The sequence below is a fragment of the Humiphilus diazotrophicus genome, assembly GCF_059726315.1.
Genome location: NZ_AP040870.1, coordinates 3,638,881 through 3,664,495, shown reverse-complemented (window position 1 = coordinate 3,664,495; position 25,615 = coordinate 3,638,881). Strand labels below are relative to the sequence as shown.

Below are 25,615 nucleotides of genomic sequence, written 5' to 3'. Positions count from 1 at the left end.
ATAGAAGGCATTTCTGAGGGGAATGTCCTGATAGAGGATGATCGCAGGCTAACCTTGAACGATTGGCAGCCGAAATTCGAAGAGCTCATTGATCAGTACCAGTCGATGGTCTATAGCCTGGCGCTTCGTCTGCTTGGCGATTCGGGGATGGCTGAAGAAGTGTCGCAAGATGTTTTTCTTGAGCTATACCGAAACCTAGGCCGGATGGAGTCGCCGGAGCACGTCCTTTTCTGGCTGCGTCAAGTAACTGTGCATCGTGCAGCGGACACTCAGAGACGAGGGTTCGCCAAGTACAGATTTGCCTCCGAAGAGCTAAAGGAAGATGTAGGTGCTACAGAGCCAACGCGAGATTCCCCGTTGGGTATCCGCGTCGAGCAGCTTGTTACTACGTTGCCTGAAGCGCAGAGAACGGCCATTGTGTTGCGGTATCAAGAGGATATGTCGCCAGAAGAAATTGCGGCTCTATTACCCGCTCCTCTGGCGACAGTGAAAAGCAATTTGCAACGCGGTCTAAAACTGCTGCGCGAGAAGGCAAAGACGAATTTGAAGGAGTATGTCCGTGGTCTTGCGGTGGAATAACGACGTGCCAGAGGAAGAGCTCGAGCAGGATCTGCGTGCGGGGCTAGCTCGTGTACCGGCGCCCGCCGAGCTCAAGGCACGCATCATGGCAAGGGCCGAGAAAACAGCGGGTACACAAAAGAAACTTGTCTGGATTCGGCGTCCCATGATGCTTCGTGCGGTTGCCGCAACACTGGTTGCTGCCATCGGTCTTGGGATCTATGCAGAGCACGAGCATCGACAGCGGTTGGAGGGAGAGCGTGCAAAGGAGCAGGTGATGCTTGCTCTTCGTATCACTGGAGCTACTTTGCAGACCGTGCAAAGCCGCATTAACTCCGGCCATGAAGTGCAAGAGGAAGAAAAATGAAACAACTACTGGAACGAATATTGGGCGGAATCGTAACTGTGTTGCTACTGGCCGCTGCACCTGCATTGGCGCAGAGTAGCAAACCACCATTTCCACCGGCACTCGAAAAGCTCTTGGCAAGTAAAGCTTCCGAAGCGACGGAAGTTACGCTTGACAAAAAAATGCTGGCCTTTGCCGGCAGGTTTATGAATAGCAAAGATGCCGATGAAGCACAGGCACAGCAGCTGATTCAGAAACTCGACTATGTTTATGTGCGTTCGTACGAATTTAAAAAAGGTACCCACTATACTCCTGAGGATCTGGATACGATACGCAAGCAGTTCGAGACTCCCGAGTGGTCAGGGATTGTCCACGAGCATTCTCTTACCGACGGAGAAAATACCGATGTTTACGCCAAGATGATCAACGGTGAAATGCATGGACTGGCAATTGTCAGCGCGGAATCTCACGAGTTGTCTTTTGTGTATATTCTTGGGGCAATTCGTCCGGAAGATTTAAGCCACTTGAGCGGTAATTTTGGTATTCCCAAGGGCAGCGTAAAGGCCGTCGCCAAGAAATTTGCTCATGGAGCGAAATAGCAGACTATGAAAGCGCTGAATAGCTTGTGTGCGGGTTTACTTCTGTTTTCTACGCTTGGCTGTCAGGCAGAAGATCGAGATTTTAAAGGCGTCGTGCGCAATATCGAAGCAAGATATCACCTGCACGCTACACACGTCCCCATGATGGGCTTCATCAATCTCATGGTGAGAGTAAGTTCCTTCGGTGGGTGCAAGGGGATGCGCATTGCCGAGTTCGAAAATGTGGCGCGCAGTAATATCGAGATCAATGATCTACAGGACGTGATCGATCGAACTTTAGGTGATGAGTGGGTCCTATTCGTGAAGGATCGAGATCTGGAGCATTCGGAGCAATCGCTGGTTTATGTAAGGCCGAAAGGAAACTCGATGCGAATGCTGGTAGCGGATTACGACCATGGCGAACTGGATGTTGTTCGTATGGAAATCAGTCCCAAACAAATGTCCAGCTGGATACATTCGCCATTCCAGAAGCACCAAAAAACTGCTCATGCCGAAAACACTTCTGAGGGCGATTAAGTTCTCTTACTTAAGGCTTACAGGCTGTTCGCAGCTGGACGGTAACGTCCGGAAGCGAACAGCTCCATAAGCTTTTCACTCGAATTACCTCTATATTCTTCTTTGTTTTCAGGTGCTTTTCTTCGTTGTTCGATTGGCATACCGGTTGCAGCGTGTAGATTTGGATTCATAGATCGAGAGGCCACGATGTTGACCTTCCTTCAGGACCTGCGCTTCAGCGTTCGCACCTTACACAAATCTTCCGGGTTTGCGTTTACCGCCATTTTGACATTGGCTCTTGGCATCGGAGCCGTGACCTCTGTCTTCAGTGTCGTGAATTCTGTTTTGCTGAAGCCCTTCGCTTTTCCTGAACCGGATCGGCTGGTGGTGATACGGGAACAATTGCTGGAGCGATCCTCCAAACTTCTTCCCGATAATTACAAACACTATCTCAACTGGCAAACAAATAGCAGAACCTTTCAGGGCATGTCCGCATTCCGGAACATCAGTCTAAGTGTCACTGCTGCCACCGACCACCCTGAAATTGTGAGCGGATTGACCGTGACCCCAAGTTTCTTCTCCGTGCTTGGGATAACTCCGATCTTAGGAAGAGGCTTTTTACCTGAAGAGGCGATAGCCGGTCGTGACAATGTTGTGATTTTGAGTTGGGAGGCATGGCAGAAATATTTCCAGGGTGCACCCAATGTAATTGGCCGGTCTCTGCGAATCGGAGGTGACTCCGAGATTGTTGTCGGCGTTCTGCCTCGTGGATTCCTCTTTCCGCGTATGAATGAGATTCCCGGGACTTCTTTAGATGGAGATATCGAGTCATACGAAGTTTTCGTGCCGCTTGTGGTAGATGCCAGGCACTTACAGAATGATGGTAGCTATAACTACCTGGCAATTGGCCGCTTACGAGCGGGGGTCTCCCTGGCGCAAGCACAGAACGAGCTATCGGGCATTCAACGTGCTTTTCACCTATCGGCACACACAGAACAGCATCCGTCTGTCGCGATCGAGTCATTAAAACAGGAAGTTGCGGGAGGAGTGAGCAAGGCGCTGTGGCTGTTGTTGGCGGCTGTGGGAGCCGTTTTGCTCATTACCTGCGTGAATTTAGCCAATCTTCAACTTGCTAGAGCTGTAGCGCGTGAAAGGGAGCTGGCTGTACGAGCAGCGCTCGGAGCTGACCGCGGAAGATTACTCTGGTCCACACTCATGGATAGTCTGCTACTGGCGATAGCCGGTGGTGGACTGGGGATTTGCCTGTCCTATGCCGGAGTGAGATCCTTCCTTTCTCTTGCTCCTGCTAGCTTGCCACGCCTGCATGAAGTGAGTATTAGTTGGCCCGTTCTCCTTGCTGCAACAGGGCTGACGCTGTTGACTGCTTTTCTATTTGGCGTCATGCCCGCTATGCGATCAATGCGTGTCGATCCCCATGCCGCGATGCAAAGCAACTCCAATCGAGTAGCAAGTGCACGGGAAGGAGAACGCTCCCGTCAGGTTTTAGTAACAGGAGAGGTTGCCTGTACTGTAGTGCTGCTCGTTGTTACGGGTCTGTTAGTGAGAAGTTTTTCTCATTTACTAACGCAACAGCGGGATTTCGATTCCAGCAACGTCACGCTGGCGGAAGTGAACCTCTATACGCCGGAATATGGCAGCGATGTAAAACATTCGGACGTTCTGAGGGCCAGATTCATTGATCGCGCTCTGGAACGGCTGCAAGCTCTACCCGGGATTCAATCTGTTGCGACTACAAGTGAAATGCCAATGGGCGGGGATACCTGGATCGATTATGTGCTTCGGCCTGATCATCCTCTATCTCGGGCTGAAGCTCCTCTGGCCAATATTCGCTGGGTGAGTCCGGGGTATATCGACACGTTGAAAATACCTCTCCTTGCCGGAAGGAATCTTGTGCCTTCGGATAAAGATCATCCGGACAAGGTACTCATTTCGGAGCAGACGGCCCGAGAGGTCTGGCCGGGAGAAAATCCTCTGGGAAGAACCGTTGTGCTTGGCGGTGACGAGAAGTTTACTGTTGTTGGCATCGTAGGAGACGCACGAATCAATGATTTGAAGAAGACCTCCGGAATGATCTATCTGCCCTACTGGGAAGGGCCTCAATGGAGACAGTTCCTCTTTATACGCAGCTCTCGTTCCATATCGTCGGATGTTGGAGATGCAATCCGTAAAACTATCTGGAGTATCGATTCTCAAGTTGCTATTCCAATGTTGAAATCTCTCGACGATCAGGTAGCTGGTTCTGTAGCAACCGAGCGTTTCCAGACAATATTGCTCTCCAGTTTCGGGGGCGCGGCTCTTCTGTTGGCGGTGCTGGGGATCTATGGCGTGCTGACCTATTCCATCTCGCTGCGTGAACGCGAGTTCGGAATCCGGATGGCGCTCGGTTCTGACAAGCTCACCTTAGTGCGCCATGTTATTTCCCGGGCCACTCCGCCGATTTTTGTTGGGATTCTTCTCGGACTGGTGGGAGCGTTCGGAGCAGCGCGCTGGATCGAGAGCCTGCTGTATGAAACCAAAGCGGCCGATCCGCTTGCCATCGGTGTGAGTCTCGCTCTGCTTCTCGGAACTGCTCTTCTGGCGGCGGTGTTGCCGGCATGGCGTGCAGCAAACGTCGAGCCGGTGGAAGTTTTGCGAAGCGAATAGGCCGCAATCAACAGGGATCCACAAGAAATCCTAATTTTCCACATATTTTTTCCACAGCTGTGGATCTCTGTGAATTTTTCTTTGTAGCTTTTTCACGGAGCATTGTTGACGTTTCTTACTTTGGAACGATTTCTCTGGAGCATTTCCCGCAAAGATGCAGATTTGGATACAGAAGCTTGCGCAGTTTTCCGGCTAAAGAAAGCTGCACTTCTCTGTCATCGGCAAAGCTATACCAATGCGGGAAATGCTCTAAACTGAGCCCGTGTGCTCTGAATATCGTGGCCGGCTGGCTCCCTCTCCAACGGGATACCTGCATCTTGGTCATGCAAAGACATTCTGGATTGCCTATCAACGTGCAAAGCAGGCAGAGGGGACGCTCGTCTTTCGCATGGAGGATTTGGATCCCTATCGCTCCAGAGAGCAATACTTCAGCGCAGCACTCGAGGATCTTCGCTGGTTAGGTATCGAATGGCAGGAAGGGCCGGATGTCGGCGGTTCCCATGGCTCATATTTGCAGAGTCAGCGTTGGAATCTCTACCTGGATGCGTGGAAAACTTTGCTTGAAAGAGGAGCCATCTATCCATGCCACTGTTCGCGAAAAGATCTGGAGAGAATGGCCTCGGCTCCGCACGAAGCTGTTGCTCAACCGCTCGACGATGAGCCGGTTTATCCCGGCATCTGTAGAGGCAATCTGCTGCAGCAACCCTTTCCGGAATCTCCGGAGGGACTGAATTGGCGCTTTCGTGTGCCGGATGGCGAAACGGTGGAATTCTTCGATGAGCACTGTGGCAAACAACGCTTTGTTGCGGGAGTGGATTTTGGCGATTTTCTAGTCTGGCGTCGCGACAATGTTCCTGCTTATCAATTAGCCTGCGTTGTCGATGATGCTGCCATGAAGATTACGGAGGTTGTTCGCGGTGCAGATTTGCTGAAGTCGGCTGCACGGCAAATTCTTCTGAATCGAGCTCTCGGCTACTCTTCGCCGAAGTGGTTCCACTGCGACTTGGTAACCGACGATGCAGGTCAACGCCTCGCAAAACGGCACGATGCTTTGTCCTTGCAGAGCCTGCGGAAACGCGGGGTAACGTCTGTCGAGATCATTGACCGGTTTTGTGGAGAGCCGCTGACGTATTCTGATGTGAGAACAAAAGTCATGACAAAAGCTCATGACGATATCCGATAGTAGCCTTGTCAGAATTTGCACAATCCGTGAAGCAGCAGGCCGACATCGTAAAGGTGATCGGCGAATATGTACGCTTGAAAAAAGCTGGAGCCCAGAACTACTCCGGGCTGTGCCCTTTCCATAAAGAGAAGAGTCCCTCTTTCTCCGTCCACGCAACCAGGCAGTTCTTTCACTGCTTCGGCTGTGGAATCTCTGGAGATGTTTTTACCTTTGTCGGAAAGATTGAGAACGTCGGATTTCCGGATGCGGTAAGAATTGTTGCCCAGAAATGCGGCATTCCCTTACCAAAGCGGGAATATAACTCCCCTGAAGAAGCGCGGGAGGGCCGGCAACGTGGGAAGCTTCTGGAACTGCACGAACGAGCAGCTGCATGGTTTGAGGAGCAGCTTCGTTCGACAGAAGGCGCTGCGGCACGAGAGTACCTAGCCGGACGTGGTCTGAAGCCTGAGATAATCGCCCGTTTCCGGATCGGCTTCGCTCCCGACAACTTCAACGCACTCCGCGAGGTTCTTGCTCCCGTGGCCGAGCCGGAACTTTTGCGTCTCTCCGGTCTCTTCAGCTGGAAAGAGCAGGAGGATGGATCGGCTGGAACGCTCTACTCCCGCTTTCGCAAGCGAGTAACTTTCCCGATTTGTAACGAGAGTGGGCGTGTTATTGCCTTTACCGCCAGAGCCCTGGAATCAGGCGAGAAGGCGGGGCCGAAGTACCTCAATTCTCCGGAAACACCGCTCTACTCCAAGGGGCAGGTGCTCTTCAATCTCGACAAGGCGAAGCAGCCTATCCGCCAATACGAATTTGCACTTCTGGTTGAGGGGCAAATGGACTGCATTTCCGTGTTTACTGCCGGAATTCAGAACGTTATTGCGACCAGCGGAACAGCTTTTACCGAGCAACAGGTGAATCTGTTGAAGCGCTTTACCTCACAGGTGGTTGTGAACTTCGATCCCGATACGGCGGGGGCCAATGCAGCTGAAAAGTCCATTGCTCTACTGACCGAGGAAGGTTTCACCGTAAAGATCGTGACGCTTGACGATGGCCTCGATCCAGACCGCTTCATTCGTGAACGAGGTGTTCAGGCCTATATGGGAGCGTTGCGGAATTCCCGACGGCAGTCAGACTACCTGATCGAGCGAGCAAGAACGCTCTTTCCCGGGGGCACGGCCGAGACCAAATTGAAAGCGATGAACTATTTGTTGCCTCATATCCGGCGGATGCCCACTCCGTTACAGAGAGGCGAGTTCGTCGCCGATGCCGCGCAGAAATTGGCCATCGATTCCGCTGTTTTACTCGAAGAACTGCGACAGGCGGCACTCAAGAGACGGGAACGGGTTACACCTCAGGTCTCTGCCGCAACGGAAATTGAAAAGATCCTTCTTCGTGCACTCTGTACCGAGTCCGAGGATTCGGGATACGGCATTATCTGTGCCGAATTGGTCTCCAGCCCGGCGTATTTTCAGCACCTGAGTGCGTACCCGGTTCTGGTACGGCTATGCCAGAGGCAAGGGGGTGACCCCATGGCTGTGATTGAGGAGCCATCGCAACGAGCCTTGCTTGCCCAGGTCCTGATGGAGGAGCGCGACATTGTGAGCCAGGAAGAGGCTCAGGCCACAATCGAAACCTTGCGTATCCAGTATCTGGAACGCCGTCAGCGTGCTCTTCGAGCCGAGATTGCTGCTGCCGAGAGAAAAGGAGACATTGCTCTCCTGGCTCAGCTTACGCAGGAAAAGATGGCCATCGATCGCAACCTGCGCGAGATGTAGTTGTTTTCAAAAGGTTTATTGGGACAGGGTCTTCTCTCGAAAAACCCTTTTGATTTGCCTTCGTCAAAAGAGGTACTCGCAGCAGAGTTTCTCTATGCGGGATAAATGGACAATTTCGGGAATTGGGATTTTCTAACCAAAGCGAAACAAAATGCCAGTGAAATACATCTAAAACAACAGCAAGGGACCTTGAGGTCAGGCGCACAATGCGACAAATCGGGAGAAATACGTACGTGCGCATACCTTGATGTATGGTATTCTGTCAACCTCTGGAGGACATGCGTCCACACACCCGTATAAAACGAGCAAATGCTCTTGGGTACGCCGTTCCGGCCTGCTTCGCATCTTGTCCTGTTCCGAGCACACGACTATAGAAATCGACCAGAAAGAAAACCGCGGGGAGACGACCGCTTGGCTATAGAAGACAAGTACGAAGACGATATTCAAAAACTGATCGACGCAGGCAAAGAGAAGGGGTATTTGACCTATGGTGAGGTCAACGACCTTCTGCCGGGAGATCTGCATTCACCAGACGATCTAGATGATCTGATTACCACCATCGGGACTCAGGGCATCGATATCCTTGAAGGCGGCCCAAAGTTTGGTGCCGATAAGGATTTCGATGGTGAAGAAGGCGAAGATGTAGAACTGGATCTGACGCCGGGGACTCTCGAAAAAACCAATGATCCAGTGCGCATGTACCTGCGCGAAATGGGTACCGTTCCGCTCCTCACCCGCGAAGGCGAAGTCGAAATCGCCAAGCGTATCGAGCGGGGGCAATTACGAGTCATGAAGGCCATCTCTCGCTCGCCTATCGTGATTCGAGAGATCGTAGCTCTTGGTGAGGACCTCAAGCGCGGCGTTCGTAATGTAAAGGAAGTAGTGGTCTTCGATGAAGAGGAGATCACGGAAGATGTTCTTCAGGCACGCGTAAAAGGTACCGTTTCTCGCGTCGATTCTCTGGTTAAGCACCAGAAAAAGATTGCCGCTTTCGAAGAGAAACTTCCTGGCCTGAATACCAAGGCCAAGGCGAAAGAAGCCCGCAAGACTCGCTGGGCCATTGCTCGTGAGAAAGTCTATATTTCCCGGATCGTTCGGGAGCTGAAGTACACCAACCAGGAACGCAAGCGGTTGCTCGACAAGGTCAACAAGACCGTGGACAGCATGCGTACTCTGGAGCGCCAGATTAAGTCTCTGGAGCACAAGCACGAGACCTCCAAGAGTGAAGAGCTCAAGAAGGAATACCGCCGCCAGCAGAAGAACTGCCGGGTGGATCTGGAAAAGCTGGAAGCAGAAGCCAGTGTTTCTATTGCTGAGCTGAAGCGCACCCAGCGCGAGATGATCCAGGGCGATATGGATGCCGAGCAGGCAAAGCGCGAGCTGATTGAAGCTAACCTGCGACTCGTGGTCTCCATCGCCAAGAAGTACACCAATCGTGGTCTGCAGTTCCTGGATCTGATTCAGGAAGGCAATATCGGTCTGATGAAGGCCGTGGACAAATTCGAATATCGCCGTGGGTACAAGTTCTCTACCTACGCGACATGGTGGATTCGTCAGGCGATTACCCGTGCTATTGCCGATCAGGCCCGTACGATTCGTATCCCTGTTCACATGATCGAAACGATTAACAAGTTGATCCGTACTTCTCGTCAGCTTGTTCAGGAACTGGGGCGTGAGCCTACCAGCGAAGAAATTGCACGCCGGATGGATATCCCGGTTGCCAAGGTTCGCAAGGTGCTCAAGATAGCGCAGGAACCGATTTCGCTGGAAACTCCGATCGGCGAGGAAGAAGATTCGCATCTTGGCGACTTCATTGAAGATCGTCAGGCTGTATCTCCTTCCGATGCAGTCATCAGCGTGAACCTGAAGGAGTATACCTCTCAGGTCCTTCGCACCCTTACTCCTCGCGAGGAGCGCGTGATCAAGATGCGCTTCGGCCTGGAAGACGGTTCCGAACACACCTTGGAAGAGGTTGGTCAGAGCTTCCAGGTTACGCGTGAGCGTATTCGTCAGATCGAAGCAAAGGCGTTGCGTAAGCTGCGTCATCCTTCGCGCTCTCGCAAGCTGAAGGCCTTTGTGGACGGAGTTCGCGAACAGTAGCTATCTGCTTAATAGATCAAATAAAGCCGCCATCCTGGCGGCTTTATTTATGCCAGCTACAGATATCGTCTGTGACTAACATCCTTCAAATCTGTGTTTTGCTTGGAATAGGCGAGGTGATAAATTCTCTTTGCGGAAAACCGTACTGTAATTGAAATGATGCCAAACCGAGATCTCGCCATCCTAATATCGTTTTGAAACAATTCCCCGACAAATGGCCGCTTCTTCAAAGGTTTTCCCTTGCACTCAACGTTTCCACCTAGATAGATTCACTGTTGCTGTCTCTGTATTTTTCTGGCCCGGATTCCCCTTGTATGAAACAACTGGGTCAGATCGTAGGTGCAGACTAAGTGACAAGGCCAGATATCTTAGGGAGGTTTTATGATCTTCATTTTCTGTGGGCATCTCGCATAGACCTTCCAACGGAAGAGCTGTATTATTCACCAGGCAAAGGTGACCTTTGCTGGAGAAGCTTTTGACAGGTTTAGAGCATTTTTCGTGTCGCTATGCACGTGCCAAGAGCAGCGAAGATTGGCTTTTCTTGACGGAAAAGCCTTGCAAAAATCCAGTCTTGGTATACACCTACACGAGAAATGCTCTAGTTAGAGCAATTCAGATCACCATCTTGTAATGAGTCTCCCGGAGTTGGTAAACAGCGGGCTGCAGAGATGGATAGTACAAACCATTATCTTGATTTACTGACTGAGTTGATTGTTTTTAGAAACACAGGCTGCGATCAGACTGCGTCGTTTTGGTTAAGAGAACAGGAGTTGTTCTCAACCAGCACCTTGGTTTGGATGGAATCCCTTCCAGGGTGGATTTGAAACCAAACACCAGTATTCAATCCAGGAGGGTTAATGGATCCGTTCATTGGAGAAATCAGAATCTTCACCGGAAATTTCGCGCCCACAGGCTGGTTTCTATGCCAGGGACAGCTACTCCCGATCTCCTCTTACCAGGCTTTATTTGCCATCATCGGTACCTTTTATGGTGGGAATGGAACGAGCAATTTTCAATTGCCGAACCTCCAAGCACGTTTCCCCATCGGAGTGGGAATGGCTCCATCGGGCCAGATCTATAACATCGGCCAGATCGGCGGAGTAGAGCAGATACAACTCACAATAAACAACATGCCCTCTCATAGCCACCTAGCGACTTCGCCAACGCACAACCACAGTGTGAGCGTGCCGATTCATACTCATTCCTTTATGGTTCCGGCGCATACCCATCCTTTTGCGCCACAATGCGATAATGCCGGTGGCTCCGACGGAACGCCGATGAACGAATATCCTGGCAATTCGGGGGCCGGCGTTTACTCGACAGCACATAATGCTTCGATGGCTGCTCAAAATACTTCACCCAGCGACGGTCAAACACCTGGAACAACAGGTCAGGCGTCGGGCACGACCAGCAACAGCGGAGATACGGCGACATTGGTTTCGGTACAAAATACCGGCAACAGCTTGCCCTTTGCACCTACACCGCTATATGTCGCTATTAACTACATCATTGCTTACAACGGAATCTTCCCCTCCCGCGGCTAAGAAGATCTCCGGGCGTGTAAGTCGTAGATAGACCAAGAGCACGATCGCAAAATGAAAGGTCACAAGTCAGTATGAATTGGGTTGCAAAAGTTAAAAAACAGGTGGCACAACATATGAAAGACAAGTGTGCCGCAGATGTCTGCACTCGAAAAGCAGGTTCTTTCCTTCAGTGCAGAGCATTTTCATTTTTTGCGATCGGCGCTCTTTTTCTGTCTTTATCGTCTCTCTCCCAGGCGCAAGGAGTATTGACGATCAGTCCTGGGCAATCGATATCCACGACAGTTGGGACGGGCGATTACGGCAATGGTGCTAATGGAATTCCTGCTAGCAATGCGGCCTTGGCAAATCCAGCAGCAGCCGCATACGACGCTACAGGAAATCTCTATATTGCAGATACAAACAACCATGTCATCCGTAGAGTGGATGCCACGGGAACTGCAACCATCGTCGCCGGAACGGGAAGTCAGGGTTTCAGCGGCGACGGTGGAGCTGCAACCAGTGCGGCACTGAATACGCCGATGGGTGTGGCGGTGGATGCAGCAGGAAATCTTTATATTGCTGACACGCAGAATCACAGAGTTCGCAAAGTAAGTGGCGGGACGATATCGACAATCGCCGGAACCGACACATTTGGGTTTTCCGGAGATGGGGGACCGGCAAGTCAGGCCACTCTAGCTTATCCATCTTCTGTCGCAGCTGATAGAGCCGGAAATCTCTATATTGCAGATACAAATAATCATCGTATTCGCAAAATCGCAACCGATGGAACGATCACGACCTTTGCAGGCAATGGAGAACAACAATCTAGCGCGGATAGCGGCAGTGCGACCTCCGCATCTCTCGATTCCCCCTCCAGTGTCGCCGTCGATAGCACTGGACGGGTATATATCGCCGATCGGCGAAATCAAGTGATTCGGATGGTCGATACCAATGGCCAAATGTCCATCATTGCAGGAACGAAGAATGCCTTCGGATACGGAGGAGACGCAAACACCGCTACACAAGCATCTTTAGCGATGCCCAGTGGTGTAGGAGTGGATGCCGCCGGAAATGTCTATATTGCAGATAGTCGGAATAATAGGATTCGACAGCTTTCAAACGGAGTGATAACAACAATTGCCGGGAATGGATCGGAAGCTGAGAATAAAGACAATTCGACTCCAACTCAATCTGCTCTGAATATGCCGCGTTCGGTTGCGGTGGGGCCTCCAGGCACGCTTGCTGTAGTGGATCAGTTGAACCAGCGGGTCCGGACGATTTATGCCAATACGCTCAGCTTTGGCTCGCAGCCAGTCGGAAGCATCAGTTCGTTCCAGAACGTGACATTATCGAATAGCGGCAATGCATCGCTGCAAATTCAAACGGCAAGTTTTGCGGGAGCCTTTGGCATTGTTGGAGGAAGCTGCTCCGCCCTCCCCTTCACGCTTTCTGCCGGTGCTTCTTGTTCTGAAAATATTGCATTTGTACCAAGCACTGCCGGAGTGGCATCCGGCTCAGTTGTCTTCAGCGGTTCCGGATTAGTGCCACAGACACTGTTACTGAGTGGGACAGCAGTTCCCGCCGGTACTACAACTTCACTGGCCTCCAGCAGTGCAAGCGCGAATCAAGGTACTCCTATCGTCTTCACTGTAAATGTGGCTGCAGTAACGAGCGGTATTCCGACAGGGGCTGTGGGGGTCTATGATTCCGATACCTTACTTGGGACTCTAACCCTCAATTCAAGTGCTTCGGCTACCTATACCACCAGCTCTCTCGCTACAGGAAGCCATCCCATTACGGCGAAGTACAGCGGAGACGCGAATTATCTCAGCAGCACATCGAGTGCGGTTTCTCAAATCGTCATTGCTTCTCCAGGGTTCACTATCGATCCGATCACCGGTGGCGGTGGCGGTAGCGGCGGCGGTGGGGGCAGCGGCGGTAGTGGTGGTGGCGGCAGTGGAAGCGGAGGTCCTACACAATCGGTTCCTCCAGGTGAAACTGCGACCTATAGCTTTACGATTCAAGCGCAGAACACTCCGATGACGGTGCCGGTAGTATTTAGCGCACAAGGGCTTCCTCCTGGTGCTGTGGCGATCTTTAATCCGCCGTCGGTTATTCCGGGTCTGACCGCATCGACCTTTACGATGGCGGTCAAGACCTCAAGTCCCTCGAACGTTAGTGCTTTGACGCATCCGAATCTACCGAAGGCACTGTTCCCTGTTGGCTCTGCCTTGCTACTTCTTCCTTTGCTTGGAGCCAGACGGATACGCCGTGCAGCAGCCGGATTGCCGCGTACAGCGTTGCTTCTCTTACTTGTTATTTTGACAGGACTGGTTTCTCTAGGAATCAGTGGCTGCGGTTCGAAGGGTAGCGGATTCTTTGGGCAAACACAGCGGAGCTACATCATCACAATTATAGGAAGCGCAACAACGAATACAGGAACAACGTTGCAGCGCGTTGCTTCTGTTACCTTGACGATCCAATAAGACGGGAACATGCCTGGCGACTGCGGTGAGAACATGATGATTCCTCAGACACAAAACGTGAGCTACTATTTGCGGAAGAGAGGAAGCCAGGATGAGCCTTTTCTGTTGCAGCTCTATATGGCTCAACAACAAGAGGTGATGAGATCCTGGGGCTGGGATATAGCTCAACAGCAGGTTTTTCTCGAGATGCAGTATCGGGCAAGAAACGCCGGATATGCTACGGCATATCCGGACTCCGTCAGTAATATCATTTGCGACCCGGATCAAGTCTCTATCGGCCGAATGCTAATTTCCAACCAGCAGAAGGCAATTCACCTTGTCGATATCGCATTACTTCCCGCATATCAGAGAAGAGGAATCGGGACTCAGGTTCTCTCCGATTTGCAAAAGCGGGGGATGACGGAAGGCAAGAAAATAACTCTCCAGGTGCCATGCGATAGTTCGGCGAGAAGGCTATATGTTCGTTTGGGATTCCAACTGATTCGTCAAGATCCCGTTTATGTGCAAATGGAGTGGTCGACCTAGAAACTAAGAAAGCAATCCACTGATAGGGGTGCCAAAATCCGGCTGGCTGAAAACGGTGAGTAGGACGGCTTCGCTATTCCTTATCGCCTACGGCCAGCAATGTCTGAAAATGCGGGGCTTCGGCTTCACGATGCACAACCGATGTTTGAATATTGCGAAATCCGCCTCGTTCGAGAATCGCTTCCGCTTCTACCTCGCTGAAGCCCAGCCATAGATCAGCATAGAGCTGGCGAGCTTCTTCAAAACGGTGCTTCATCAAATCGAGGATTGCAATTCGACCGCCGGGACATAAAATTCTCCAAGCCTCGGCAATAGCCCGCTCCGGATGAAGAGCATGATGAAGAGACTGGCTGAAGAAGACAATATCGACCGTGGCGTCGTCGATCGGAACTTGTTCCAGATCGCCTTTTCGATACTCGATGTTCTCCACACCCAGACGTCGAGCGTTGATTGTGCCATACTCCACCATCTTGTCGGAGTTGTCGATGGCGATTACCCGTTGGGCTCTCTGGGCCAGCAGCAGAGAAAAAGTGCCTTCTCCGGCGCCCAGATCTGCGATAACCACGCGAGGCATCAATTTCAGCAAGGCTTGGGCCAAACCCTCCCAGGAGCGGCCCGGCAAATAGGTCCGCCCAAAGCGGCCCGCCATCTCGTCAAAGAAGCCGCGCATCTTGTCCCTGCGTCTGCGGAGAACCAGCTCCAGGCCTTCACGGTCCTGTTGTGCTTCGGGTATTTCTTCGCAGGCCTGATCCAGCAAATGCTTGAGTACATGAGTATCGCGGTCTCTCTTCAGGTGATAAAGATTGTTTTTGCCGGTCCTCCGGTCTTCAACCAGTCCAGCGTGTTTTAGCTGAGAGAGATGAGTGGAAATGGTGCTCTGTCCTAACGCGAGAATGTCCTGCAATTCGGCAACCGACAGCTCCTCCTTCTCCAGAAGTAATAGAAGACGAAGGCGATAGGGATCGGCCAGTACTCGTAGTGTTTTGACAATTGACGCCATGCGAATGAATTTATAATATATCAATGTATCAAGATTTGACGATGTAAAGGTGCTTTCCCTATGGCTACAACGTTGCAGCAAACCGCTACCGAGTACAAGGTAGCTGATCTCTCACTCAAGGAGTGGGGGCGCAAAGAAATCTCTATTGCCGAGCATGAGATGCCCGGACTGATGTCCATCCGCCGTAAATACGCGGCGGGCAAGCCGTTGGACGGCGTTCGTATCACCGGTTCGCTTCACATGACGATCCAGACTGCGGTCCTTATTGAGACCCTGGTGGATCTCGGTGCCGAGGTTCGGTGGGCGAGCTGCAACATCTTCTCCACCCAAGACCATGCCGCTGCCGCAATTGCTGCTGCCGGTGTTCCGGTTTTTGCCTGGAAGGGCGAGAGCTTAGAAGAGTACTGGTGGTGTACGTACCAGGCACTCAGCCACGCCAATGGTAAAGGGCCTCAGCTTGTGGTAGATGATGGCGGCGATGTCACTCTGCTGATCCACAAGGGATACGAGTTGGAAGATGGAGACAACTGGGTGAACACTCCTTCCTCCAGTCATGAAGAAGAGGTCATCAAGGATCTCCTGAAGAAGGTATACAAGGAAGATCCGAAGCGCTGGCACAACATCGTCAAGGAATGGCGCGGAGTCTCGGAAGAGACCACCACGGGTGTTCATCGCCTTTACAAGATGAAGGAACAGGGCAAGCTTCTGATTCCTGCCATTAATGTTAACGATTCAGTTACAAAATCGAAGTTCGATAATCTCTATGGATGCCGTGAGTCACTGGCCGATGGTATCAAGCGTGCCACCGATGTGATGGTTGCCGGTAAGGTTGCTGTCATCTGCGGTTATGGCGATGTGGGTAAGGGCTCAGCGCACTCTCTGCGTGGCATGGGCGCTCGCGTCATTGTCACCGAGATCGATCCGATCAATGCTCTCCAGGCCGCGATGGAAGGTTTCGAAGTCGCAACTGTTGAAGATACCCTTGGCCGTGGCGATATCTACGTTACCTGCACGGGCAACGTAGACATCATTACGATGGAGCACATGCAGAAGATGAAGGATCAGGCCATCGTCTGCAATATCGGGCACTTCGACAACGAAATCCAGATGGATCGTTTGAATCAGGAGTCTGGAGCCAAGAAGGTTAACATCAAGCCCCAGGTTGATAAGTACGAATTTCCCGACGGACACTGCATCTTTGTTCTGGCTGAAGGTCGTCTGGTCAACCTTGGCTGCGCTACCGGACACCCCAGCTTCGTGATGAGTAACAGCTTTGCCAACCAGACATTGGCGCAGCTCGACCTCTGGAAGAATAAGGACTCCTACAAAGTTGACGTCTATGTTTTGCCGAAGAAACTGGATGAGGAAGTAGCCCGGCTGCATCTTGAGAAGATCGGTGTTAAGCTGACCACGCTCAGTCAGAAGCAAGCCGACTACATCGGCGTTCCGGTAGAAGGACCTTTCAAAGCGGATCATTATCGGTACTAGGACAGCTAACAACTACAAAAAGCCTACACCTCAATAAGGTGTAGGTTTTTTTGTATTGAGCTATTAGTGCAAGATGCAAATGCTCTAAAAACATGAAAAGGCTGTGTAGAACGCACTGGAATTGGCTTGTGCCGGGGGATTTAGGGTCAACACCGTACCGGCATCTATCTGGCTGCTGAGAGTTGCAGTACAGGTCTGTACAACCCCGCCAACTGAAGGGCCTACAGTACAGCTCATAAGCGATGCCCCTTCAGTAAAGGAAGTCCCCGTACTATTCATGATTACCGAATCGAGGTTAAAGGTTCCTCCAGTAGGTCCGAAGGAGTAGATCGTCAAACTGGGAGTGCATGTGACGGGAATAATAGCCGTGTTGCTGGTGGATATGGTGCTGACAGCTGCTCCATTTCCTACCGGAGTTATAAACACATTGCTCCCTGTGGTGTAGTTGTGAGCGCCGGTTATGAAGGGAATTCCGGCGGGGGCCTGTCCCGTGCCTGAGGAGATTCCACTCCAGATTCCGTTTGCCGCGCTGCTTCCGGGTTTAATCGAAGTGTTATCCGCGAGAGCCAGGAAGAGCGAATTGTTAAAAGTTACAAGAGTTCCGGCAGTATAGGCCGTCGTAGAATTCCAGGCTGAGGCCAAGCCCGTACCATTTGCACCGGCAGGTCCAGCCGGACCAGTCGGGCCTGGAGCTCCATTGATTCCATTGATTCCATTGGTGCCATTTATCCCGGGAGTACCTGCGGGTCCGGTAGCACCAGTGGTGCCCCCGAGAGCTAAAACGGCCCAGGTCGTTGTGTCCGAAGGTGGAGATATAGCGGCATTGGAGGCTAATGCAATATAACTTGTGCCATTCAGATAGACGGTATCTCCGACTGCATACACACTGGTGTTGTTCCAGGTGCCCCTGAAGGAGACCGGTGGTCCGGTGGCTCCCGTTGCTCCAGCTACACCTTGTGGACCGGTAGCACCCGGCGCACCATTGGCTCCAGCCGGGCCAGTCGCCCCAGGAATACCAGGTGTCCCCTGAGGTCCGGTGGCTCCCGCCGCTCCAGCTAAACCTTGCGGGCCAGTGGTCCCTGGTGCACCATTAGCTCCGGCTGGTCCCGTTGCTCCAGGAATCCCAGGTATCCCTTGGGGGCCAATCGCTCCTGTCGCTCCGGGGGCTCCCTTCAACGCCAACACTGCCCAGTGGACTCCGCCATCTGCAGCTGGGTCGTTGCCGGAGTTGTTTGCCATCAACGAAATGTAACTGGTTCCGTTTTCAGAGACAGCATCTCCGATGGCATAGGTGGTTCCGCTGTTCCACGTGTTCTTGAAAGTAATCGGCGGCCCCGCTGGTCCAATAGCTCCTGCAGGACCGGCAGTCCCTTGAGGTCCGGCCGGTCCCTGGATTCCCGGCAGGCCCTGCGGTCCCATCGGTCCAGTTGCTCCTTGTACTCCCGCTGCAGCAATGGTTATGTCAAGAAGCGGAGCATGGCTCGTATCGCTATTCTCTTTGCTATCGAGAAGCACATTCGCCGAACTGGATGAAAGAGCAAGGCCGAAATTATTACTGGGAGTTGACACCCAGTTTTTCACCAACGCGGTCACATTGACTGTGACATATTGGCCTGTCTGCGGAGCCTGAAAATTGGCTGCCACAGAGCCAACCGAGGGTAAGGACTTAAATGTAACGGAAGACTCGCTCCATGCGGCATTTAGAGGGGCGATATTTACGCTTCCGCTGGTATATGTTCGGTTGACGTAAAGGATCAGTGTCGCATTCGCGATCTGGTTCGCCGAAAGCCCGGATGGCAAATTGGAAAGATCGAATTGAAGGAGAGCGGTGTTGCCGCTGCCAACGTATAAGTAACCGATCTCTCCGAAATTTATCGTTTTCCCAAGTGGGCTGACAAAAGTATCTGCTGCCAGTCTGGCCTCAGTCGCGTTGGCGTAGACATTGTAGCCAAAGGCGATGAGGAGCATGACAAACAGTTTGATTACAAAGCGATGTTTCACGATAGGCTCCTATTTCCATGGAAAATCGCTATCGCATTTTCGGGTTTTGTGTAGACCGGAGCAGCTATAGTTGAATGGCGTTTCCCTTAAGAAAACGCCAGCTGCGCTGATCTTGAAAAGTCCACAGTAAATCCCAAAATGCTGTAGCGGTTGTTAGAGGGAATCTGCGCGGCGAGAGCAGCGAGTTATCTCCCGGCAATGCCTGCGAAGTGCACTTTCTATGAACGAGGACTACAGCAATTTCAGCGTAGCTGTATCCGGGAACCAGGAAGGCTGACGCCGCTTTCCGTCAAATCCGGGTCCCAGCAAACCCGCTTTTTTGGTTTGCTGGGGTGGAAAGAAAGCGGCTCTTAACCAAACTTCGATCGGACATAGTAACGCTGCAATTGCTCTAGAGCTTTTCTGCCCGCAAAGATGAAGATCAAGGCGCAAAAAACTTAGACAGCTACAACTGACTCGGGACCTTCCCTTATCATTTTCTAATTGCAGCAGTAGTTCTAACTAGTTCCCTTGGCCGAGTCCGGTATCGTTCGTCAGACAAATAGCAATCTATTTTCAAAACCGAGAAGAAGCGGAGTTGTAAGACAAAAATGAGCTGTCGAGCACGGTTGCTTCCTCAGTCTTCAACGAGAAGCGCCGTCCTATTCCTTCACCAAAGAGTGGGAATTTCAACAATAGAATCCGAGGCCCCGGCATATGCTTTCTCTGCCGAAGTGGAAAGTATGTCTACATAATGGCGTTAATGTAAAGGGAGTGAGTGAAGAATCATTTTGAGATGGAAGAAATTTTCAGGAGTGAATTATTTCTCAGTCATTTATCTTACCTATCCAAGATTCCTTATCAGGCAAGCAGCAAAAGCCCACATCCCTTGATAGAGATGTGGGTTTTTGGAGGTAGTGTTTTTTGAAACCAGCCAAGGCTCCTCATCGAAGCTTTGGCCGGCAACAGTTAGAGCATTTTCCGAAAAGGTTTAGATCGAAGCAATAGAAGTTGGCGCGGCTTTCCGCTAAAGAAAGCCGCTCTTCACTCAAGTTGGAAAGTTCACAGTATTTCAGAAAATGCTTTAGAAGCAGGAGAATACCACATAGAAGAGAGAAGTATTGCTTGACTGGTTCGGAACATTGAGTGTCATGACGGTGCCGGCGCTTACCTGACTGCTATTCGTGACCGAGCAGTTCTGGGAGGCGCCCGAGGACGCACCTCCGACGTTACAGCTCATAATCGAGCTTCCTTGGGTAAATGCGTTGCTGGTGTTATTGGTTGTCGCCTGATAAAGCGTGAAGGTGCCTCCGTTCGGCCCGAAAGAGAAGATCTTCATGCTGGGGGTACAGGCAATCGGCGCAATTACCGTATTGGTCGCACCAATGCTACCGTTTAACGTGCCGGATCCTATCGGGCTGGCATAGTTCGTACCGGAAGTCGCTAAGTTATGGGCTCCCATCGAATAAGGAATTCCTGCTGGATTGTCCCCCGCACCCACCGCGACTCCGATCCATATTCCTGCCGCCGCAGTAGAGGCCGGGGTGATACCTGTGTTATCGGATAGAGCCAGGAAGATCGAGTTGTTAAAGGTAACCATTGCGCCGGCTGTATAGGCAGTGCCGACATCCCATGCGGATGCCAATCCAGTACCGTTTGCGCCCGCAGCACCCGTAGCACCCGTGCCACCTGTTGCCCCTGTCGCTCCGGTAAGGCCAGGGGAGCCAGTCGCCCCGGTTGCTCCGGTAGCACCAGCCTGAGCCAATACGGCCCAATTCGTCCCTGGGTCTGTTGCCGGGTTGACACCTAACAAGAGGTCTTGCACAGCAATGTAGGTTGTGCCATTTAACGCGATGGCATCGTTCTTGTTATAGGTCGTTGTGTTGCTATAGGTGCCCTGGAAGGTGAGACCTGTAGCACCAGTAGCGCCAGTGGCACCTGTAGGCCCAGTAGTTCCAATAGCACCTGCTACACCCGTGGCACCCGTAGCCCCGGTAGCACCCTGGATACCCTGAATGCCTTGAGCACCCGTAACCCCAGTAGCACCAGTAGCGCCTGCTTGAGCGAGCAATGTCCAGACAGTGCCATCACTGCCCGGAGTTACGTTGAAATTACCAGTAAGGGCGATCCAACTGGAGCCGTTGAGCGAGACTCCATCTCCGACGCTGTAAGCGACAGAGCTGCTCCACGGGCCCTGGAAGGTGAGGCCGGTGGCTCCAGTGGCACCGGTGGCCCCGGTTGCCCCTGTGACTCCGGTTGCCCCTGTCGCCCCCTGGATACCTTGTGCCCCGGTAGCCCCAGTTACACCCTGAACACCCTGAATTCCCTGCGCACCGGTAGGCCCTGTAACTCCTGCGGGGCCGGTCGCGCCTGTTGCCCCAGCTTGTGCCAGCAATGCCCAAACCGTGCCGTCGGAACCTGGAGTCACGTTGAAATTATTCGTCAAGGCGATCCAGCTGGAACCGTTGTAAGAGACAGCATCACCAGTGTTGTAGACGGTGGTGTTGCTCCAGGTGCCCTGGAAGGAAACGGGTGCACCAGTAGCGCCGGTAGCACCAGCAGGACCAGTAGGGCCTGCTGGCCCCTGAAGCCCTTGTGATCCTGCTGCTCCCTGGATACCTTGTGGTCCCGCTGGTCCTTGAGCTCCTGTCGGTCCAATTGGCCCTTGAATACCCTGAATGCCCTGTGCTCCCGCTATCGTAATGTCGAGGTGTGCGGCATGACTGGTCTGGTCGTTCTCTTTGCTGTCGAAGAGAACATTGGCAGAGGACGAGCTGAGGGACAGTCCATGATTGCTGCTGGAAGTTGTTATCCAGTTTTGTACCGCGGTCGTTACATCCACGCTGACATACTGTTCTCTATCCGAGGCGGAAACCGAAAACGATCCTATCGCGGATCCCACAGAGGGAAGACTAGTGACAGAAGATTCAGCCCAAGCACTATTTACTTGAGCGACATTCACTGTTCCTGGTGTGTAAACACGATTGATATAAACAGTCAGCGTAGCTCGCGAGATCTGGCCTGCGGTGATACCGGAAGGCAGTGTGCCTGCGAGATCGAATTGCAGAAGTGCGGTGTTGCCGCCTCCGACATACAAATTCGAGAGTGCGCCATAGTTACCACCTAAGGAGCTGACGTGGGTATCCCCTACCAGCCGTGCTTCGGTTGCGTGGACGAAACGATTACCTGCGATCACCACGAGGCACAAAATAATCAAACGAATAACAGCAGAGCGCTTCAAGGGGGACTCCTGTCTTTATCTTGCCTGTTATGCGTACGCGCGAGCGCTGCGTAAGTCTTGTCAAAGCAGAACGTTGATACCTATCTGGTTATACGATAGGTTCAATTTCGGGGTCTGGATGTCTCCAGCAATGAAACCGTACAAATATATCGTTGCCATGTCAAAATAAATCTTGCTGGTTATCTATAGTTATGTCCTGAAATGTCCTGAAATAGGAGATCAAAGGAATTTTTGAAACAGAAGCAGATCTTTTTCTGTTGTACCTCTCTATGGAGCGAGTGACGGCCGTACATAAACCTTCTACGAGCTTTACTCTTCAGGATTTCCACCTAGGCCTTGATCGCCTCAAATAGCACACCCTGATTGAGTTAACGATATTTTGGGACGATCTCCTGTGTGCCGGGAAAATTTATTCTTTGATTCTCTTATATTCTTGCAAAGAAAAGAGAATTTATAGCAATATCCGCTTCATTCGGATGCGTTTTTGTCTGCAGAGGGGAAACGGCCGCTCGTGAAAGGAAGAGCTTTACCGATTGTTATTTCCTTTGTTTTGAATAAACGCTATAGAGTCTCGGTTTGCGGTTAGGTGCATTTACGTCATCGTGCAAAGGACACGGTCGAAAACCACCGCACGGTCTAGATCTCGTATTGCTTGCGAAAGACAAATGTGCGCTGCACCGAGAAGCTAACCAGAGACAAGAGTGTTTTCCACAATGATCTTCGCTGCATACATATTCCAATGGAGTCCATTGTTCAGTAGTCGGATACTGCCGAAAGAGAGTAATCCCATCGCTACCACCAGTGCGTAATACCGCCATAACGACTTCGGAATGGATACATCGGAGTGGTAGATGATGGCGGCGATGTCACTCTGCTGATCCACAAGGGATACGAGTTGGAAGATGGAGACAACTGGGTGAACACTCCTTCTACCAGCCACGAAGAGCAGGTTATTAAGGATCTCCTCAAGAAGGTTCACAAGGAAGATCCGAAGCGCTGGCACAACATTGTGAAGGAATGGCGTGGCGTTTCGGAAGAGACCACGACCGGTGTCCACCGCCTCTATAAGATGAAGGAACAGGGTAAGCTTCTAGTACCCGCCATCAACGTAAACGATTCTGTTACAAAATCGAAGTTCGATAATCTCTATGGATGCCGTGAGTCGCTGGCCGATGGTGTTAAATTGACGACACTAAGTCCAAAGCAGGCTGATTATCTTGGTGTAGCGGTGGAAGGTCCATATAAGGCCGACCACTATCGTTACTAAGAGCGAGTCAGGAATCGAAAAGAAAGCCTCGCCGTATGCAATCCATGCGGTGAGGCTTTTCTTCTAGTAAGGGAAACAGGAAAACGTGGTAAATAATGGCCCAGTTTGTCCCGGAGTGCTAGATGCTTGAAACGTCACCATGGTGTTTGCATTGATCAAGGTGCTTGAAGTACCCGAAGCTGTACAGGATGTAGGAGAGCTTGTAGAACTCGATGTAAGGCTACAAGAGAGAATCGTCGTGCTAGCTGAATAGCTAGTGCCCCCGCTGAAAGTAACAGACTTCAGACTGTATGTGATTGAGGCACTGTCTCCCGTGGCGGAGTATATGCTGAAGCTGGGAATGCAGGTTGTGGGAATAATAGCTATCAACTGCGCGTTGTTCAGCGCGCTGTTGACGTAGCTCAGGGTTGGGCTGAAGTATAAGGTAGATCCCGAAGCTGCTTGATGTGATGTGATTGTAAAAGGAACTCCCGTCGGATTGCTGCCCGTTCCTAGGATGACTCCAGTCCAATATGTTTCAGAACCTGCCGCTCCAGGAACGTTATTCGTGTTGTTATCCTGCAGAGACAAGAAAATTGCACTCCCGTAGGTCACCAACGCTCCTTTCATATAGGTCGTCGAGGAAGACCAGGCGGAAGCCAATCCGTTACCATTGGCGCCGGTCGCGCCTGTAGCTCCGGTGGCACCTGTAGATCCAGGCGATCCGGGGCTTCCTGGGGAGCCGGTAGCACCTGTAACTCCCGTTGCACCCTTCAGGGCGAGTACGGCCCAATTCGTTCCGGGATCTGTCGAGGGATCTATGCCTAATAAGGCATTTTGTAAAGCTATGTAAGTTGTTCCGTTTAGCGTCACCGCATCACGAGTGTTGTAGGTGGTCCCACTGCTATATGTACCCTGATATGTGAGCCCCGTCGCCCCAGCGGCTCCAGTTGTCCCAGCCGCGCCCTGTATACCCTGGGAGCCGGTAGCACCCGTAGGACCTGCAAGACCTTGAATGCCCTGGAGACCTTGCGGACCGGTAGGTCCAGTTGGTCCAGTAGCGCCAGCCTGAGCGAGCAACGACCAAACCGTGCCATCGGTACCTGGAGTCACGTTGAAATTGCCGGTTAGGGCGATCCAGCTGGAGCCGTTAAGCGAGACTCCATCGCCAATGCTATAGGCCACAGAGCTGCTCCAGGGTCCCTGGAAGGTGAGTCCGGTGGCTCCAGTGGCACCGGTGGTCCCTGTAGCGCCGGTAGCACCCGTAGCACCCTGGATACCTTGTGCTCCGGTCACCCCTATTGCACCCTGAACACCCTGAATTCCCTGCGCACCGGTAGGCCCTGTAACTCCTGCAGCGCCGGTAGCACCTGTTGCCCCAGCTTGTGCCAGCAATGCCCAAACTGTGCCGTCGGAACCTGGAGTCACGTTGAAATTATTCGTCAAGGCGATCCAACTGGAACCGTTGAGCGAGACTCCATCGCCAATGCTATAGGCGGTAGTACTGCTCCATGGTCCCTGGAAGGAAACTGGCGGGCCAGTAGCGCCTGCGGCACCAGCAGGTCCTACTGGACCTGTGGGGCCTACGGTTCCTTGCGGTCCCTGTGGCCCGGTGGGTCCGGTAGGACCTTGAATTCCTTGAGGACCAGTGGCATTTAGCGTGATGTCGAGATGTGCGACATGGCTGGTTTGATCGTTTTCCTTGCTATCAAAGAGAACATTAGCCGAGCTACTGCTGAGAGCTAATCCAAAATTGCTACTGGGAGTTGTAACCCAGCTCTGGACCAGAGAGGTGACATTGATGCTGACATATTGCTCTCTTTGAGCGGAAACCGAAAAGCTTGTAACAGAAGAACCCAAGGCGGGAAGACTGGAAATAGAAGTCTCATCCCACGAGGAATTGATTGGTATCACGCTAACCGAACCCGGGGCATATACCCTGTTGACGAAAAGGGTAAGAGTAGCGCGAGAGATCTGACTGGAGGTCGTCCCGGATGGCAGAGTATCAAGCTCAAAGCGAAGGAGAGCTGTGTTTCCTCCCCCCACATACAGATTTGAGAGAGAGCCGAAGTTTGCCGAGAGGCTAGAGTTAACATGCGCGTCTGCTACCAATCTCGCTTCGGTTGCATGCGCCAAGGGATTCCCTGCGACAACTACCAAGTACAGAACCGTCAGACAACCTCGAAGAAGATATTTCAAAGGAAACTCCCATGTTCTACAACGAAACCTGAAATGCTCTATCTTTTCGGGGAAGTCAAAGCGCTTACCCGGAGACACACAAGAACCACAAGAGCTCTTTGCCGTCCATCTGTCACCGCTTTGAAACCCGCCGCCTAACTGTTCTCGGGCTGTCGTGTGTGATTGGCGTCACTATATTATCCGAATTTGTCGGACCTCCTAGACTTTTTCGTCGAAGGTACT

17 protein-coding genes are annotated in these 25,615 nt (G+C 52.0%); 13 read left to right on the top strand and 4 right to left on the bottom strand.

The window, feature by feature from the left end; translation table 11 throughout:
* Positions 1-54 precede the first annotated feature (54 nt).
* The 11 genes from AC6I7T_RS15685 (at position 55) to AC6I7T_RS15635 (ending at position 14,239) form a co-directional block, all read left to right on the top strand.
* Entirely contained in the window at positions 55-579 is a 525-nt protein-coding gene (locus AC6I7T_RS15685) for an RNA polymerase sigma factor (RefSeq protein WP_497794444.1), read from the top strand.
* Positions 554-925 (top strand): hypothetical protein, encoded by a 372-nt coding sequence (locus AC6I7T_RS15680; RefSeq protein WP_497794443.1) that lies wholly within the window; start codon positions 554-556, stop codon positions 923-925. Before AC6I7T_RS15685 ends, AC6I7T_RS15680 begins: the two co-directional genes overlap by 26 nt.
* The gene (locus AC6I7T_RS15675; RefSeq protein ID WP_497794442.1) at positions 922-1,503 is read left to right on the top strand and encodes a DUF4252 domain-containing protein; all 582 of its coding nucleotides are present in this window, start codon (positions 922-924) and stop codon (positions 1,501-1,503) included. The genes AC6I7T_RS15680 and AC6I7T_RS15675 overlap by 4 nt, the downstream gene beginning before the upstream one ends.
* 6 nt (positions 1,504-1,509) lie before the next feature.
* Positions 1,510-2,019 (top strand): hypothetical protein, encoded by a 510-nt coding sequence (locus tag AC6I7T_RS15670; protein WP_497794441.1) that lies wholly within the window; start codon positions 1,510-1,512, stop codon positions 2,017-2,019.
* A gap of 186 nt (positions 2,020-2,205) precedes the next feature.
* Positions 2,206-4,662 carry an ABC transporter permease gene (locus AC6I7T_RS15665; RefSeq protein ID WP_497794440.1) on the top strand — a complete coding sequence of 819 codons (2,457 nt, stop codon included), beginning with the start codon at positions 2,206-2,208 and terminating at the stop codon, positions 4,660-4,662.
* A gap of 262 nt (positions 4,663-4,924) precedes the next feature.
* Positions 4,925-5,845, top strand: coding sequence for a glutamate--tRNA ligase family protein (locus AC6I7T_RS15660; RefSeq protein WP_497794439.1), 921 nt, complete (start codon positions 4,925-4,927; stop codon positions 5,843-5,845).
* A gap of 5 nt (positions 5,846-5,850) precedes the next feature.
* Positions 5,851-7,605, top strand: a complete 1,755-nt coding sequence (gene dnaG / locus AC6I7T_RS15655) for a DNA primase (RefSeq protein WP_497794438.1) — start codon at positions 5,851-5,853, stop codon at positions 7,603-7,605.
* A 411-nt stretch (positions 7,606-8,016) separates the two neighbouring features.
* Positions 8,017-9,705: an RNA polymerase sigma factor RpoD gene (rpoD, locus tag AC6I7T_RS15650; RefSeq protein ID WP_497794437.1), complete on the top strand. Its 1,689-nt coding sequence runs from the start codon at positions 8,017-8,019 to the stop codon at positions 9,703-9,705.
* An 857-nt stretch (positions 9,706-10,562) separates the two neighbouring features.
* Positions 10,563-11,249: a phage tail protein gene (locus AC6I7T_RS15645; protein ID WP_497794436.1), complete on the top strand. Its 687-nt coding sequence runs from the start codon at positions 10,563-10,565 to the stop codon at positions 11,247-11,249.
* A 245-nt stretch (positions 11,250-11,494) separates the two neighbouring features.
* Positions 11,495-13,714 carry an NHL domain-containing protein gene (locus tag AC6I7T_RS15640; protein ID WP_497794435.1) on the top strand — a complete coding sequence of 740 codons (2,220 nt, stop codon included), beginning with the start codon at positions 11,495-11,497 and terminating at the stop codon, positions 13,712-13,714.
* A 9-nt stretch (positions 13,715-13,723) separates the two neighbouring features.
* The gene (locus tag AC6I7T_RS15635) at positions 13,724-14,239 is read left to right on the top strand and encodes a GNAT family N-acetyltransferase (protein ID WP_497794434.1); all 516 of its coding nucleotides are present in this window, start codon (positions 13,724-13,726) and stop codon (positions 14,237-14,239) included.
* A 73-nt stretch (positions 14,240-14,312) separates the two neighbouring features.
* Here AC6I7T_RS15635 and AC6I7T_RS15630 read toward each other — a convergent pair whose 3' ends face one another.
* Positions 14,313-15,239, bottom strand: coding sequence for an ArsR/SmtB family transcription factor (locus tag AC6I7T_RS15630; RefSeq protein WP_497794433.1), 927 nt, complete (start codon positions 15,237-15,239; stop codon positions 14,313-14,315).
* Positions 15,240-15,299: 60 nt separating this feature from the next.
* Here AC6I7T_RS15630 and ahcY point away from each other — a divergent pair, with 60 nt between their 5' ends.
* A complete protein-coding gene (ahcY, locus tag AC6I7T_RS15625; RefSeq protein WP_497794432.1) occupies positions 15,300-16,727 on the top strand; it encodes an adenosylhomocysteinase in 1,428 nt (475 codons plus the stop codon).
* A gap of 84 nt (positions 16,728-16,811) precedes the next feature.
* On the opposite strand, the gene AC6I7T_RS15620 is transcribed toward ahcY, so the two are convergent.
* Entirely contained in the window at positions 16,812-18,728 is a 1,917-nt protein-coding gene (locus AC6I7T_RS15620; protein WP_497794431.1) for a DNRLRE domain-containing protein, read from the bottom strand.
* 1,063 nt (positions 18,729-19,791) lie between these two features.
* Positions 19,792-21,948: a DNRLRE domain-containing protein gene (locus tag AC6I7T_RS15615; protein WP_497794430.1), complete on the bottom strand. Its 2,157-nt coding sequence runs from the start codon at positions 21,946-21,948 to the stop codon at positions 19,792-19,794.
* An 844-nt stretch (positions 21,949-22,792) separates the two neighbouring features.
* Between AC6I7T_RS15615 and AC6I7T_RS15610 the strand changes: the two genes are divergently transcribed.
* Positions 22,793-23,215, top strand: coding sequence for an adenosylhomocysteinase (locus AC6I7T_RS15610; RefSeq protein WP_497794429.1), 423 nt, complete (start codon positions 22,793-22,795; stop codon positions 23,213-23,215).
* Between the two features lie 63 nt (positions 23,216-23,278).
* Here the strand turns inward: AC6I7T_RS15610 and AC6I7T_RS15605 are convergent, their stop codons facing one another.
* Positions 23,279-25,393 carry a DNRLRE domain-containing protein gene (locus tag AC6I7T_RS15605; RefSeq protein WP_497794428.1) on the bottom strand — a complete coding sequence of 705 codons (2,115 nt, stop codon included), beginning with the start codon at positions 25,391-25,393 and terminating at the stop codon, positions 23,279-23,281.
* Positions 25,394-25,615: the final 222 nt, after the last annotated feature.